The 13,401-nt window shown below is 69.1% G+C and carries 17 protein-coding genes; 3 read left to right on the top strand and 14 right to left on the bottom strand.

Translation table 11 applies throughout. The features are described from left to right. The first annotated feature begins 37 nt into the window (after nt 1-37). From GH664_RS18935 to GH664_RS18925, 3 genes are all read left to right on the top strand, one after another. Nucleotides 38-685, top strand: a complete 648-nt coding sequence (locus GH664_RS18935) for a DUF484 family protein (protein ID WP_153169628.1) — start codon at nt 38-40, stop codon at nt 683-685. Continuing rightward, nucleotides 670-1,602 carry a tyrosine recombinase XerC gene (locus GH664_RS18930; RefSeq protein ID WP_153169627.1) on the top strand — a complete coding sequence of 311 codons (933 nt, stop codon included), beginning with the start codon at nt 670-672 and terminating at the stop codon, nt 1,600-1,602. The genes GH664_RS18935 and GH664_RS18930 overlap by 16 nt, the downstream gene beginning before the upstream one ends. A gap of 163 nt (nt 1,603-1,765) precedes the next feature. Further along, a complete protein-coding gene (locus GH664_RS18925) occupies nt 1,766-2,260 on the top strand; it encodes a hypothetical protein (RefSeq protein ID WP_228111619.1) in 495 nt (164 codons plus the stop codon). Between the two features lie 45 nt (nt 2,261-2,305). On the opposite strand, the gene GH664_RS18920 is transcribed toward GH664_RS18925, so the two are convergent. From GH664_RS18920 to GH664_RS18855, 14 genes are all read right to left on the bottom strand, one after another. Further along, entirely contained in the window at nt 2,306-2,659 is a 354-nt protein-coding gene (locus GH664_RS18920; RefSeq protein WP_153169626.1) for a hypothetical protein, read from the bottom strand. Nucleotides 2,660-2,670: 11 nt separating this feature from the next. Beyond that, nucleotides 2,671-3,729 (bottom strand): Holliday junction branch migration DNA helicase RuvB, encoded by a 1,059-nt coding sequence (gene ruvB / locus GH664_RS18915; protein WP_153169625.1) that lies wholly within the window; start codon nt 3,727-3,729, stop codon nt 2,671-2,673. 103 nt (nt 3,730-3,832) lie between these two features. Then, nucleotides 3,833-4,432 carry a Holliday junction branch migration protein RuvA gene (gene ruvA / locus GH664_RS18910; RefSeq protein ID WP_153169624.1) on the bottom strand — a complete coding sequence of 200 codons (600 nt, stop codon included), beginning with the start codon at nt 4,430-4,432 and terminating at the stop codon, nt 3,833-3,835. 115 nt (nt 4,433-4,547) lie between these two features. Beyond that, nucleotides 4,548-5,498 (bottom strand): prenyltransferase, encoded by a 951-nt coding sequence (locus GH664_RS18905; RefSeq protein WP_153169623.1) that lies wholly within the window; start codon nt 5,496-5,498, stop codon nt 4,548-4,550. Between the two features lie 7 nt (nt 5,499-5,505). Then, nucleotides 5,506-6,960, bottom strand: a complete 1,455-nt coding sequence (rng, locus tag GH664_RS18900; RefSeq protein ID WP_153169622.1) for a ribonuclease G — start codon at nt 6,958-6,960, stop codon at nt 5,506-5,508. Between the two features lie 116 nt (nt 6,961-7,076). After that, nucleotides 7,077-7,691 (bottom strand): nucleoside triphosphate pyrophosphatase, encoded by a 615-nt coding sequence (locus GH664_RS18895; protein WP_153169621.1) that lies wholly within the window; start codon nt 7,689-7,691, stop codon nt 7,077-7,079. Nucleotides 7,692-7,944: 253 nt separating this feature from the next. Further along, nucleotides 7,945-8,415 (bottom strand): 23S rRNA (pseudouridine(1915)-N(3))-methyltransferase RlmH, encoded by a 471-nt coding sequence (gene rlmH, locus GH664_RS18890; protein ID WP_153169620.1) that lies wholly within the window; start codon nt 8,413-8,415, stop codon nt 7,945-7,947. A 37-nt stretch (nt 8,416-8,452) separates the two neighbouring features. After that, nucleotides 8,453-8,800: a ribosome silencing factor gene (gene rsfS, locus GH664_RS18885; protein WP_153169619.1), complete on the bottom strand. Its 348-nt coding sequence runs from the start codon at nt 8,798-8,800 to the stop codon at nt 8,453-8,455. A 17-nt stretch (nt 8,801-8,817) separates the two neighbouring features. Continuing rightward, on the bottom strand, nt 8,818-9,507 hold the full coding sequence (nadD, locus tag GH664_RS18880) for a nicotinate-nucleotide adenylyltransferase (protein ID WP_153169618.1): 690 nt from the start codon (nt 9,505-9,507) through the stop codon (nt 8,818-8,820). Continuing rightward, nucleotides 9,497-10,312 carry a BPSS1780 family membrane protein gene (locus GH664_RS18875; RefSeq protein ID WP_153169617.1) on the bottom strand — a complete coding sequence of 272 codons (816 nt, stop codon included), beginning with the start codon at nt 10,310-10,312 and terminating at the stop codon, nt 9,497-9,499. The genes nadD and GH664_RS18875 overlap by 11 nt, the downstream gene beginning before the upstream one ends. Nucleotides 10,313-10,327: 15 nt before the next feature. Further along, the gene (locus GH664_RS18870; RefSeq protein ID WP_153169616.1) at nt 10,328-11,125 is read right to left on the bottom strand and encodes a BPSS1780 family membrane protein; all 798 of its coding nucleotides are present in this window, start codon (nt 11,123-11,125) and stop codon (nt 10,328-10,330) included. A gap of 117 nt (nt 11,126-11,242) precedes the next feature. After that, nucleotides 11,243-12,196 (bottom strand): homoserine kinase, encoded by a 954-nt coding sequence (locus GH664_RS18865; protein ID WP_153169615.1) that lies wholly within the window; start codon nt 12,194-12,196, stop codon nt 11,243-11,245. A gap of 72 nt (nt 12,197-12,268) precedes the next feature. Continuing rightward, entirely contained in the window at nt 12,269-12,853 is a 585-nt protein-coding gene (locus tag GH664_RS18860; protein WP_228111618.1) for a DNA-deoxyinosine glycosylase, read from the bottom strand. Beyond that, the gene (locus tag GH664_RS18855; protein ID WP_228111617.1) at nt 12,832-13,155 is read right to left on the bottom strand and encodes a DUF2782 domain-containing protein; all 324 of its coding nucleotides are present in this window, start codon (nt 13,153-13,155) and stop codon (nt 12,832-12,834) included. Before GH664_RS18855 ends, GH664_RS18860 begins: the two co-directional genes overlap by 22 nt. Between the last annotated feature and the right edge of the window lie 246 nt (nt 13,156-13,401).

The raw sequence follows: 13,401 nt of genomic DNA, 5'->3' as shown, positions 1-13,401 counted from the left end.
TGATCCGGGCCCGCTGCGCCCGGCTGGAGCTGCCTTGATGAATGCCGAAGACGTCGCCCGCTACCTGCGCGACAACCCCGATTTCCTCAGCGAGCACGGCGAGCTGTTCACCCGCCTGACGGTGCCGCATCCGACCCACGGCGGCCAGGCAATCTCGCTTGCCGAGCGCCAGTTGCACGCGTTGCGCGACAAGATCGGGCAGCTTGAGCAAAAACTGTCGGAGCTGATCCGCTTCGGCGAAGAGAACGACGACATCAGCGAGAAGGTGCACCACCTCGCCGTGGCGCTGCTCGAGGGGCGCAGCCTGGCCGGCTTGCGGCATGCCGTGTTCGCCAGCCTGCAGGAGGATTTCTCGGTACCGCACGTCGCGCTGCGGCTGTGGCGCGACGCGGCCGCGGAGGATGCCGACGCTGCGGTCGGCCAGGCCGTGCGCAATCACGTCGAAGGCCTGCGCCATCCCTACTGCGGCGCGCCGGACAGCATCGAGGTGCTGAGCTGGTTCGGCGAAGCCGCGCCGCATGTGCGCTCGATCGCGTTGATCCCGCTGCGCCATCGCGGCGAGACGGTGGGCGCGCTGGCCCTGGGCAGCGCCGAACCCGAGCGCTTCTACCCGGAGATGGGCACGCTCTACCTCGGCCGCATCGGCGACCTGGTGGCCGCCGCCTTGACGTGCGTGAGCGCCTGAACGAAGACGCCGGAGCCGCGGCCCTGCCTCCGGCCGGCGAGGAGTGGCTCGCCTGGCTGGCGACGCAGCGCCGCGCTGCGCCGCTGACGCTGCAGGCCTACCGCAAGGACCTGGCCGCGCTGCAGCGGCTCGCTGACGGGCGCGACGTCGCCGTGCTCACTGCGCACGACATCCGCCGCTTCATCGGCCGCCTGCACGCGGGGGGCCTGTCAGGACGATCCATCGCGCGCTGCCTGTCGGCGTGGCGCGGCCTGTATCGCTGGCTGATCCGCCACCGTGGCCTGCGTGCCAACCCGGTCGATGGCCTGCGCGCGCCGAAGTCGCCGGCGCGCCTGCCGCGCGTGCTGTCGCCGGACCAGGCGCAGGCCCTGCTCGACCCGGCGCCCGACAGCGTGCTCGAAGTCCGCGACCTGGCGATGTTCGAGCTGTTCTACTCCTCCGGCCTGCGCCTGGCCGAACTGGCTGCGCTGGATGTGGGCAAGGGCCTGGATGCGGCGGAAGGCATGGTCACCGTCACCGGCAAGCGCGGCCGCAGCCGCAGCGTGCCGGTCGGCGAGAAGGCGTGGGCCGCACTGCGCGCCTGGTCGGCGGCGCGCGCGCAACTGCCCTGCGCGGCGGAGCCCGCGCTGTTCGTCACCCGCAGCGGCCGGCGCATGAGCGCGAGCGCCATCCGCAGCCGGCTGGCGTTGCGTGCCAGCAGCCTGGGTCTGGGCGTGCATGTCCATCCGCACATGCTGCGCCACAGCTTCGCCAGCCACCTGCTGCAGTCGAGCGGCGACCTGCGCGCGGTGCAGGAACTGCTCGGCCACGCCAGCATCCGCAGCACCCAGGTGTACACCCATCTCGATTTCCAGCATCTCGCCAAGGTGTATGACGCGGCCCATCCGCGAGCGAAAAAGTCTGGCCCTGCTTCATAAGAAGTATTCAAGCGCCCACTTTGGGTACTTGGTCACAGGGGCTGCCGCCTGGCTTCGGATATCCTCGCGCTCCAAGATTAGAAAATGATCGAAACCTAATAACAAAGGCACGATTGTCGGTCGGTGGGTCAAGCGCACACCGTTTTTTACCGTAAACGCGGACATGCCCACCAGAAACGATAAAAATGCGGCCGCAACTGATGCGGCCTGCGCCGACCCGTCACCCACGCGCCTTCTCAAGCCGGTCGCGCTGCTGCTCGCGCGACACGAGATCCGAAACCTCAAGCGCTGGTTCGAGGAGTTCGATCGCGACATCCTGCTGCCCATCCTGCTTGGTGAAATCGCGCTGCACAATATTGGCGCGAGGGAGAACGGCGACCACGATCCCAAGTCGGAAGAGCCCTGTACTGGTCCGCAAGACTGTCTGTTGCGCCCCTGCAATGCCTATTCGATCGCGGCCGCCACCGGCCTGCCGCGCGAGACGGTGCGGCGCAAGATCTCCCGCCTGATCGAGCTGGGCTGGATCAGCCGACGCGAGAATGGCCACCTCTTCGTCACGCATGAAGCGCTGACTCACTTCGGTTCGCTGCTCGCGTCGCGTCAGCTTGGCGAGATCGTCGAAACCGCGGATCGGGCTCGGCGGCTGCTGGGCGAGTGAGTCGACGCGCGGCGCCGGGTATCGGACAGAATGCGCCGGGACGGATCACTGCCGCTGTGCGGCCGGCGGGCGGTAGTCGGGGTTGGGCGTCGGTACGGCCGTCACCAAGGCCGCGGCGATCAGTGCCAACGCCAGCGCCAGCAGCATGAAGTGGCGCCGTTGCGCCGCAGGGCCGGGCAGGCGGCGCCTGTCGCTGTAATAGAAATTCTGCAGATAGTTCGCCCCCGCTGCGGCCGTGGCGAGCAAGCCGCCGCCCAGCAGGCGCGAGGCGGTGGCGCCGAACTGCCAGCCGCTTGCCGGGTTCCAGCGGTCGGGCATGAAGAAATCCGGCGCCTGCGTCACCAGGTAGAGGCCGCCGACCAGGCACAGCGTGAACATCAGTACCTGAAAGCTGCGCATGAGGTGCGGCGCTATTGTCCGAACAAGTCGGCGCCACCGGCGCGCGGTGGCGCCAGGCCGAAATGCTGCCAGATCGAATGCGTCGCCATGCGTCCGCGCGGCGTGCGTTGCAGGTAGCCCTGCTGGATCAGGTAGGGCTCGATGACGTCCTCGATGGTGTCGGTCGATTCGCCGATCGCTGCGGCGATGTTGTCCAGGCCGACCGGCCCGCCGCCGAATTTCTCCAGCATCGCGCCGAGCAGCTTGCGGTCCATCAGGTCCAGTCCGAGCGAATCCACGTCCAGCATCTTCAGCGCCGCATCGGCCACCCTGCTGCTGATGTGTCCGCTGGCCTTCACCTCGGCATAGTCGCGCACGCGTCGCAGCAGGCGGTTGGCGATGCGCGGCGTGCCGCGCGCGCGGCGCGCGATCTCCAGCGCGCCGGCATCGTCGATGGCGACGTTGAGCAGGCGCGCCGAGCGGCTGACGATGAAGGCCAGTTCCTCCGGCGTGTAGAACTCCAGCCGCGACACGATGCCGAAGCGGTCGCGCAGCGGGTTGGTCAGCATGCCGGCGCGGGTGGTGGCGCCGACCAGCGTGAAGGGCGGCAGGTCGAGCTTCACCGAGCGTGCCGCCGGGCCCTCGCCGATCATGATGTCGATCTGGAAGTCTTCCAGCGCCGGGTAGAGGATCTCCTCCACCACCGGCGACAGGCGGTGGATCTCGTCGATGAAAAGCACGTCGTGCGGTTCGAGGTTGGTGAGCAGCGCGGCGAGATCGCCGGCGCGCTCCAGCACCGGGCCGGAGGTCTGGCGCAGGTTCACGCCCATCTCGGCGGCGACGATGTGGGCCAGCGTGGTCTTGCCCAGGCCGGGCGGGCCGAACAGCAGCACGTGGTCGAGCGCTTCCTGGCGGCGGCGCGCGGCCTGGATGAAGATCTCGAGTTGCTCGCGGATCTTGCTCTGGCCGACGTACTCGGCCAGGCGCTTGGGGCGCAGCGCACGCTCGATCGCGTCTTCCTGGCGGTCCGCCGGCTGGGCGGAGATCAGGCGCTCGGGCGTGCCGGCGCGGAGCTTGTCGGTCTCGATCATGGCTATCTTGACGGTGCGGTCTGCACGGTGGGCGCGGACCTGGGCGCGATTGGGCGCCGGTTGCGGCCAGGTCCGTTCCTGCTTGAAGTAGGCGCGCGCCGGGTCATGATTTCGACAAGGCCTTCAGCGCCTGACGGATGCCCTCGGACACGCCCACGTCCTCGGCCAGGCCCTTCATCGCGCCCAGCGCCTCGCGTTCGTTGTAGCCCAGCGCCAGCAGGGCGTTGAGGATGTCGCTCCTGGCGTCCGGCGCCGCGTCTGGCAGGGCGGCGAGGCGCGCGCCGGCGACGCTGGGCAACGCCTTGCCGAGCTTGTCGCGCAGTTCCAGCAGCAGGCGCTCGGCGGTCTTCTTGCCGATGCCGGGAATCTTCACCAGTCGCCCGGCCTCCTGCAGCGCCACCGCCTGCGCGAGGTCATTCACCGACAGCCCGGACAGCACCGCCAGCGCCATGCGCGCGCCGATGCCCGACACCTTGAGCAACTGGCGGAAGGTGGCGCGCTCTTCGTCGGTGGCGAAGCCGAACAGGAAGTGTCCGTCCTCGCGCACGACGAAGTGGGTGCGCAGGCTCACCTGCGCGCCGACGGCCGGCAAGCCGTAGAAGGTGCTCATCGGCACGTCCAGCTCGTAGCCGACGCCGTGCACGTCGACGAGGATCTGCGGCGGGTTCTTTTCCAGCAGGGTGCCGGTGAGGCGTCCGATCATGATGTTCCGGGCGAGGCTGTTTGCGCGAAGTCTACCAGCGCGCGCCGAGGCTTACGCGCGGAAAGTGAATCTTTGTACAGGCGCGCATGCCACCGCCTGGGTGGCAACGCCGGCCTCATCGCCCCCAGGCCAGCGCTGCGGCGAGGAGCAGGCCATGCAGGTTGGTGGCGAGTATGGTGCGCTTGATCGCCGGCGCCAGTGCCGGCGGGTCCTCCGCGTGGTGCAGCAGCTCGCGCGCCGCGGAAAACGACAGCACCAGCGTCATCGCTGCCGCAGCGGTCTGCTGTGGCAGCACCTCGCGTGCCACCATCGCCACCAGCCAGCCGTAGGCAAAGATGGCGATCAGCAGGTAGCCCCATTTCGCCACCTGCGGACCGAGCCGCACCACCAGCGTGCGCTTCGCGGCCGCGGCATCGCCATCGTGGTCGGGGAACTGGTTGATGAACAGCAGGTTCGCCACCAGCAACGCATACGACAGCCCCGCCGCGAGCGGCAGTGGCGCGAAGGCGTGGCGCTGCACGTAATCGCTACCGACCACCACCAGCAGCCAGCCGGCGGTGATCGCCAGCTCGCCCAGGCCGCGGCTCATCAGCGCCAGCGGCGGCGCGGAGTAGGCCCAGCCGACGAAGAGCCCTGTGGCGCCTATGGCGAGCAGCCCCGCGCCCGCCTGCCAGGCGAGCAGCAGTCCGGCCGGCACCACCGCGCCGAGCAGCAGGTAGCCGTAGCGGCCGACGGCACGCTCGCTCAGCACACCGTTCTGGATGAAGCGGCTGCCGCCGGTGAAGGGAAACAGGCGACGGGTGTTGGCCGCGTCGGCGCCGTTGCGTGCATCGTGGTAATCGTTGATGACATTCACGCCGGCATGCACGACCAGGGCCAGCAGCACCGTGCCCAGCGCTGTCAGCGCCTCGATGCCCACGCCGTCGCGGTGCGCGGCGGCGAGCCCGATCAGGCAGCCGACCAGCGTCACCGTCAGGAAGGCCGGCCGCGTCGCGGCGAAGTAGCGGGCGAGTCCGCTGCGCAACTGCGCGGCCTGTGGTTCGCGTGGAGGTGCGCTGGAGGTCACGGCGCGGCTACAGCAGCACGATGTCGAACTGCTCCTGCGTGTAGCTGGCCTCGGCGTGCAGCGAGATCTTCTTGTCGATGAAGTCCGACAGCATTGCCAGCGACTGGCTTTCCTCGTCCAGGAAGAGGTCGATCACGTCCGGCCCGGCGAGCACGCGGAACTCCTTGGCGTTGAACTGGCGTGCCTCGCGAATCAGTTCGCGCAGGATCTCGTAGGCCACGGTGCGTGCCGTCTTCACCTCGCCGCGCCCGCCGCAGGTGGGGCAGGGCTCGCACAGCAGGTGGGCGAGCGATTCGCGGGTGCGCTTGCGCGTCATCTCCACCAGGCCGAGCGCGGTGAAGCCGTTGATGCTCATCTTGGTGTGGTCGCGCGACAAGACCTTGCGGAACTCGTCGAGCACCATCTCGCGGTGCTCGACGTTCTCCATGTCGATGAAGTCGATGATGATGATGCCGCCGAGGTTGCGCAGCCGCAGTTGGCGCGCGATGGCATGGGTGGCCTCGAGGTTGGTCTTGAAGATGGTGTCGTCGAAGTTGCGTGCGCCGACGAAGCCGCCGGTGTTCACATCGACGGTGGTCATTGCCTCGGTCTGGTCGATGATCAGGTAGCCGCCGGACTTGAGATCCACCCGGCGCGCGAGCGCCTTCTGGATCTCCTCTTCGATGTTGTAGAGGTCGAACAGCGGGCGGTCGCCGCTGTAGTGCTCGAGCAGCGGCAGCACCTTGGGCGTGTATTCGGCGGCGAAGGCGCCGAACCTGTGGAAGTTCTCGCGCGAATCGATGCGGATGCGGCTGGTGTCGTCGGTGACCAGGTCGCGCAGCGTGCGCTGGCCCAGGCCGAGATCTTCGTGCAGTACCTTGGGTGGAAACGCGCCGGTGGTGCTGTTGCCGATCTCGCGCCAGAGCTTGCGCAGGTAGGCGATGTCGGCGGCAAGCTCGTCGTCGGAGGCGGATTCGGCCATCGTTCGCACGATGAAGCCGCCCGGTTCGTCGGCCGGCACCAGGCGGGTGAGCCGCGCGCGCAGCGCCTCGCGCTCGGCCTCGTCCTCGATGCGCTGGGAGATGCCGATGTGCTTCTCCTGCGGCAGGTAGACCAGCAGCCGGCCGGCGATGCTGATCTGCGTAGACAGCCGCGCGCCCTTGGTGCCGATCGGGTCCTTCAGCACCTGCACCATCAGGCTCTGGCCTTCGGCGAGGATCTTCTCGATCGGCCGCGCGCCCTCGCCGTTCTGGCGGTCGCTCCAGATGTCCGCCACGTGCAGGAAGGCGGTGCGCTCCAGGCCGATGTCGATAAATGCCGACTGCATGCCCGGCAGCACCCGCACCACCTTGCCGAGGTAGATGTTGCCGACAATGCCGCGACTCGCGGTGCGTTCGACGTGCAGTTCCTGCACGACGCCCTGTTCGACGATCGCCACCCGCGTTTCCTGCGGCGTGCAGTTGATGAGGAATTCGATGCTCATGGCGCGCTGGGACAATGGGAAATGCGCAATGGCGCACGCGTGGCTTGCGTGCGCCATTGCGCATGGCTCATCGTGGGCGCGGGCCGGCGTCGGCCCTGCTGAGACCGCGCGCGAAGTTACAGAGGATAGCCGAAGGCGTCGAGCAATTGCGCGGTTTCGAACAGCGGCAGGCCCATGATCCCGGAGTAGCTGCCGCGGATCTCCTCGATGAAGATCGCCGCGTGGCCCTGGATGCCGTAGGCGCCGGCCTTGTCCATCGGCTCGCCGTTGGCGACGTAGTGGCGGATGTCTTGGTCGCTGAGGGTGCGGAAGCGCACATCGCTTACCGACAGGCGGCTGCGCGTGCGCTCGCCGTCGCTCATCGCCACCGCAGTCAGCACGCGGTGGCTGCGTCCTGAAAGCCGCCTGAGGATGGCGTGGGCATCGGCCGCGTCGGCTGGCTTGCCGACGATCTCGCCATCGACCTCGAGCGTGGTGTCGGCCGACAGCACCGGCTGGCGCAGCATCTTGCGCCACAGCACGCGCCGCACGCCTGCCTGGGCCTTGGTCAGCGCGATGCGCTCGACATAGCGCTCGACGTCCTCGTCTGGCAGCGGGGATTCATCCACGTCAGCGTCGTCACCGCGCTCGCCGGCGCGGAAGGTCAGCACGTCGAAATGCACGCCGATCTGCCGCAGCAGTTCGCGGCGGCGCGGGCTCTTGGAAGCGAGATAGATGCGAGGTGGATTCATCTGCGAGGGGCGGTGTTGACCAGACCAGCAACGGATCGGGGTAGGCAGACGGCTTGACCGCATTCTACGCGCATTTGTGCGTGGCGCCTTGCGGGTAGGCGCGTGCTGCGAATCCGGCCTGGCGGCGGGTGAGGTGCTCCGTCAGACTGCGCAACTCGACCTCGCTGCGCTCGGGACTCGAGCAGTGCTCGTCTGCTCCGCACCTCACCCGCCGCCAGGCCTGCAGCGTTGCTGGCGCCTCATTTTCCGGTCTCTACTCGCGATGGTAGGGATGGTTGCGCAGCACCGACCACGCGCGGTAAAGCGCCTCGGCCAGCAGCGGGCGCACCAGGGCGTGGGGCAGGGTCAGGCTGGACAGGCGGATGGCTTCATGCGCGCTGGCCTTGAATGCCGGCGCCAGGCCGTCCGGGCCGCCCACGATGAGCGCCACGTCCTGGCCTTCGCCCTGCCACGCCTCCAGCCGGCGGGCCAGCGCCATGGTGGTGAGATCGGCGCCGCGTTCGTCCAGGATCACGCGGCGGCAGCGCGGCGGCAGTGCGGCTTCGATGCGCGTCGCTTCGGCCGTCATCATCGCGTCCACCGTCTTGCCGCCGCTGCGCGGTTCGGCCTTCACCTCGACGAGCTGCAGCGGCAGCTCGCGCGGCATGCGGCGGGCGAACTCGTCGAAGCCGGCCTCCACCCAGGACGGCATGCGATGGCCGACAGCGACGACGTAGAGCTTCATGCGCGATGCAGTGGCGCGAGGGCCGACAGCGGCGGAATCAGGCCGCGCTGCGCCGGCTCGCCGGCGTCGTGGACCACAGCTCCTCGAGCTTGTAATAGGAGCGCACTGCCGGCTGCATGATGTGCACGACGATGCTGCCGAGATCCACCAGCACCCATTCGCCGCTGTCCTCGCCCTCCACGCTGATCACCTCGCCGCCGGCTTCCTTCACCTTGTCGACGACGTTGCGCGCCAGCGCCCGCGTCTGGCGGCCGGATTCGGCACTGGCCACGACGATGGCGTCGAACAGCGCGGTGACCTTGCTGGTGTCGATGGTTTCGATGTCGCGCGCCTTGATGTCCTCGAGGGCGGAAATGACGAGCTGCTGCAACTGGAGTGTGTCCATGGAATGTCTGCTTGGGGTCAGCGATAGAGGTTGTGCGAATCAATATAGTCGAGAACCGCGTCCGGCAGCAGGTAACGGGCGCTGTGGCCGTTGCGCAGCAGGTCGCGGATCAGCGAGGCGGAGATCGCCAGCGGCGTCATGTCGAAGGGGATCACGCGGCCGGCCGGCTGGTAGCGCAAGTCCGCCGCGTCGTTGGTGACGCGGCCGCCGCAGGCTGCATCCAGCTCGGGCGACAGCACCGACGGCCAGCGCCGGCCGTGCGGCGCGTAGCCCGGGCGGTTGGCCACCGCGACGTGGGCGAGCGCGAAGATTTCGCTCCAGCGGTGCCAGGTCGGCAGGCCGGCAAAGGCGTCGGCGCCGAGGATCAGCACCAGCGGTCGTTGTGGCCCGAGCTCGGTGCGCAGGCGCTCCAGCGTCAGCACGGTGTAGCTCTTCTGCGCCGAGCGCACCTCGCCGTCGTCGATCTCCAGGCCCGGATTGCCCGCCACCGCCAGGTGCGCCATCGCCAGGCGATCATCGGCGGTGGAGCCGGGGGCGCCGCGGTGCGGCGGCTGGCCGGCCGGGATCAGGCGCACGCGCGCCAGCGACAGCGCCTCGCGCGCTTCCTCGGCAAGGCGCAGGTGGGCGAAGTGGATGGGGTCGAAGGTGCCGCCGAGCACGCCCAGCGGACCGGCGGCGCTGCCGCCTGCGCGCGTTTCAGCCGGCATCGCCGGGGTGATCCTCGGGCGGCGTGTCGCCGGGCACGGCGGTTGCCAGGACATCGCCCGGCAGGCCGAACACCTCGCGCGCATTCACGTAGAAACTGGCGAACACCACCGGCACCAGCACCAGCGGCACCGGGACGGACAGCAGGGTGGCCAGCGTCGGCGACACCATGCCGATCACCCCGACGATCAGCCCGGGCAGCAGCGCGCCGAACACCGCCAGCGCGATCGAATAGGCCAGGAAGGGGCGCCAGTTGCGCAGGCAAGCGTAGAAGCTGAAGAACAGCGCCTTCGCCGCGGGCAGCTTCCACCAGCCGGCCAGCAGCGGCGCAAACCAGTAGGCCATCATCACCGGCGTCGACAGCACCAGTGCCACGATCAGGGAGACCGTCAACGCAGGCTCGGCTGCTGCGGCCTCGTCGATCTTGCCGCCGGTCATCACCCGCATCAGCGTGCCGCCATCCACCAGCGTGGTCAGGAACAGCACCGCGAAGCTCGCCACCAGGTAGAGGCCGCCGATCTTGATCAGCTCGGGCAGGTTGCCCTTGAAGCCGGAGAACAGCACGTCCGGCCCGACCTTGCGCCCGGCGTCCACCGCGCGGCAGGCGTTGAGCACGCCGAGCGACAGCACCGGCATCAGCAGCGAGGCGATGGCCTGGCCGACGAAGGGGAACATGCTGACGACGAGCAGCGCCAGCAGGTAGCCGAAGGCGGCGAAGGTCAGCAGGGCGGGGTTGCGCAGCCACAGGGCGAGGCCGTCGCGCAGCCAGGCCCAGCCGCGCTGCATGGGGAGTTGGTTTGCTTGCATTGGGGGTCTGAAAGGCTAGGCCACGGGTGGCGCGTCGTCGTCCTGCGCACGCGCAGGTGCGGATGTGGGCGCAGGCAGCGCGGGGCGGGCGTGGAAAGTGTCCTGCCAGGCTTCGAGCAGGGCACCGGCCAGCACCGGCACCAGCACCAGCATGCCGAGGCCGGCCGGGAGCATCGCCACCCACACCAGCACGTAGAGCATCGCGGCCAGCACGACGAAGGTCAGCAGGTTGCGGAAGCAGGCCTGGGCGGAGAGCTTCATCGCCTCGAGCGGAGCGACGTCGTGCAGCATCACCAGCGCCGGCGCGAACCACAGCGCCATCATCAGCAGCGACCACAGCACGGTGAACACCAGCACGCCGAACATCATGCCGCCGGCGGCCATGCCCATGCCGGCAAAGGCGCCCACCAGCATGCCGGTGAGCACCGCGCTGCCGCCGATGGCCGCAGCGATCAGCGCCGCGAGCAGCGTGCCGAGCAGGTGGAATCCGCCCACCATCAGCAGGTTGCCGGCGTGACGGCGCAGGCCGTCGAACAGATGGCCCACGCGCAGCGCCTCGCCGCGCTCCAGCGCCAGCGCGCCCGACAGCATGCCGGCGCTCAGCACCGGCAGCGCCACCGGCGTGACCGCCCAGCCGATGAAGGGCACGAAGCCCAGCGCGGCCAGAATGACGATGAAGACGGCCGACTGCGCCAGCCACACGCCCGGGCTCTTCATGAACAACTGCCAGCCGGTGGCGAGCCACTGCAGCGCCTGGGCGGGCGTCACCGTGCCGGGCTGGGGATGGTTGTGCGGATGCGGGGTACGGGTCATCGGATTCGGAGGCGTTCAGGGCGGGCGGGTGGGCGAGGGCTGGCGTTCGAAAGCCGTCGGCGACGATGCCCGCCGTCGATGCTAGCCCATGGCCAGGGCGAGTTCAAAGGCGGGTCGTCACGGCAGCGGCGGCACGCCGGCGGCGCGCAGGCGCAGGATGTCGCGGTATTCGTCGGGGTTCTTCACCAGCACCATCTCGCCAGCGCGCGGCAGGTGGAAGTCGGCGGCGCGCGACATCCAGAAGCGGAACGCGGCTGCGCGCAGCATCGCCGGCCACGCCGTGCGCTCGGCGGCGGTGAAGGGGCGCTCGGCGTCGTAGGCCTGCAGCAGCGCGGTGCAGCGGGCGAAGTCCAGCGTGCCGTCGGCGTTGGCGCACCAGTCGTTCACCGTGACGGCGACATCGAACAGCAGCGCGTCGTAGCCGGCGAAGTAGAAATCGATCACGCCGCCGATGTGCGCGTTGCCGGCCTCATCGGCGTCCCACAGCACGTTGTCGCGGAACAGGTCGGCATGGATTGCGCCGGCCGGCAGTTCGGCGGCATTCACCCGGGCCTGGAAGGCCACTTCCGCGTCGAGCAGGGCCTGCTCGTCGGCCGGCAGGAAGCTGCGCACCGCCTGCGCGGTGGCCGCGCGCCAGGCCGGGCCGCGCGGATTGTCCTGGCGACGGCCGTAGGACTGGCCCGCCAGGTGCAGGCCGGCCAGCATGGCGCCGACCTTCTCGCAGTGCTGGGTGCCGGGTTCCATCACCGAGGTGCCGGACAGCCGCACCACCAGGGCGGCAGGCCGCTCCTGCAGCGTGCCGAGGTATTCGTTGTCGCGGTTGGCGATCGGTGCCGGCACCGGCAGGCCGTGGCGCGCGAGATGCGCCATCAGGTGCAGGTAATAGGGCAGCTCGGCGCGCGGAATGCCTTCGAACAGCGTCAGCACGTAGCGCCCGAGCGTGGTGGTGACGAAGAAGTTGCTGTTCTGCACCCCGGCCGAAATGCCCTTCAGCTCGACGAGGCGGCCGATCGCATAATTCTTGAGCCAGTCGGCGAGGACGGATTCGGGAACGGAAGTGAAGACGGACATGGCGTGCGAGTGGTTGCAGAGGTTGCTGGAGTTGCTGGGGTTGCGACGGACAAATGAATGTTGGGCGGCGGCTCAGGCGGCGTACGCCAGTGCGTGCGGGCGCGGTGTCGAGGCGGCCTCGGCATCGGCGAGAGCCTCGCGCACTGCCTGCCAGGCGGCGAGCTTGGCGGCGAAGTCGCGCGCCGCATGCGCCGGACTGGTCGAGGGCAGTCGTGCGAAGCGCAGCGGCCGCAGCCCCGGCGGCAGACGCACATGGCGGCGGAAGGCCGCTTCGGCTGTGCCGCCGTTGAAGAAAACATGCCTGATCTGCGGGCAGGCGCCGAACAGGCGAGCGAAATCGTTGGCCTCGACGCTGTCGCGGTCGATCGCGCTGTCCAGGCTGCCCGGGCGGCGGCAGCGCGCGATCACGTCCCACAGCGCGACGCCGGCATCGTTGAGCCGCGCCAGGCGCTCGGCGTAGGGTAGCTCGAGTCCGGCGCCGAACAGCCGGCCCATGATGGGCCAGAACGCGTTGCGCGGATGGGCGTAGTACTGCGCCGCCGCCAGCGAAGCCTCGCCCGGCATGCTGCCGAGGATCAGCACCCGCGCATCGGCACGGCACACCGGCCCAAAGCTGCAGACCTGCGGCGCAGTCCTCACCAGGACTTGATCACCCACATCGGCACCGACAGCGTCGGCGCGGTGTCGTCGCGCACCATCTGACCGGTGCCTTCCTTGTCGATCAGGTAGTAGGGCACGCCGTGCGGCGGCGTCACCTTCACCATGTAGAGCTTGCCGCGGATGCGGTACTCCTGCACCGTGTCCTCGCCGCGTTTGACGATGGTCACCTGCGGCTCTTCGATGTCGCTCATGCCGGGCGGCGGCGGGGGCGGCTCGGGAATGGGCTCGAGTTGCGGTCGCTGCTGCGCAAAGGCCGGCAGCGCGGCGGCAAGCAGCAGGGCGATCAGGGTGCGGCGCATGGTGTTCTCCTGGATATGCGCCAATTCTAGCCGGTTCGCGGGGCGAAGGCTGCAGCGCGGCGGCTTCCGGGTCGCGGTCAAGCCCGCTCCTACGACGGGGTGAGCGCTTCCGCCTGTGCAGGAGATGTAATGGACGCCTCCCTCCCGCCTCAGGTATGGGTCCGCAGTGCTCTTCAATGAGAAGAGCCCTCCTGTTACCTGACGGCATCGATGTGCCAAAGTGGAAGTGTCGAAACGACCACAAAC

This window comes from Thauera sp. 2A1 (assembly GCF_009469595.2).
Taxonomy (GTDB): domain Bacteria; phylum Pseudomonadota; class Gammaproteobacteria; order Burkholderiales; family Rhodocyclaceae; genus Thauera.
This window is presented reverse-complemented; position numbering and strand designations above follow the sequence as displayed.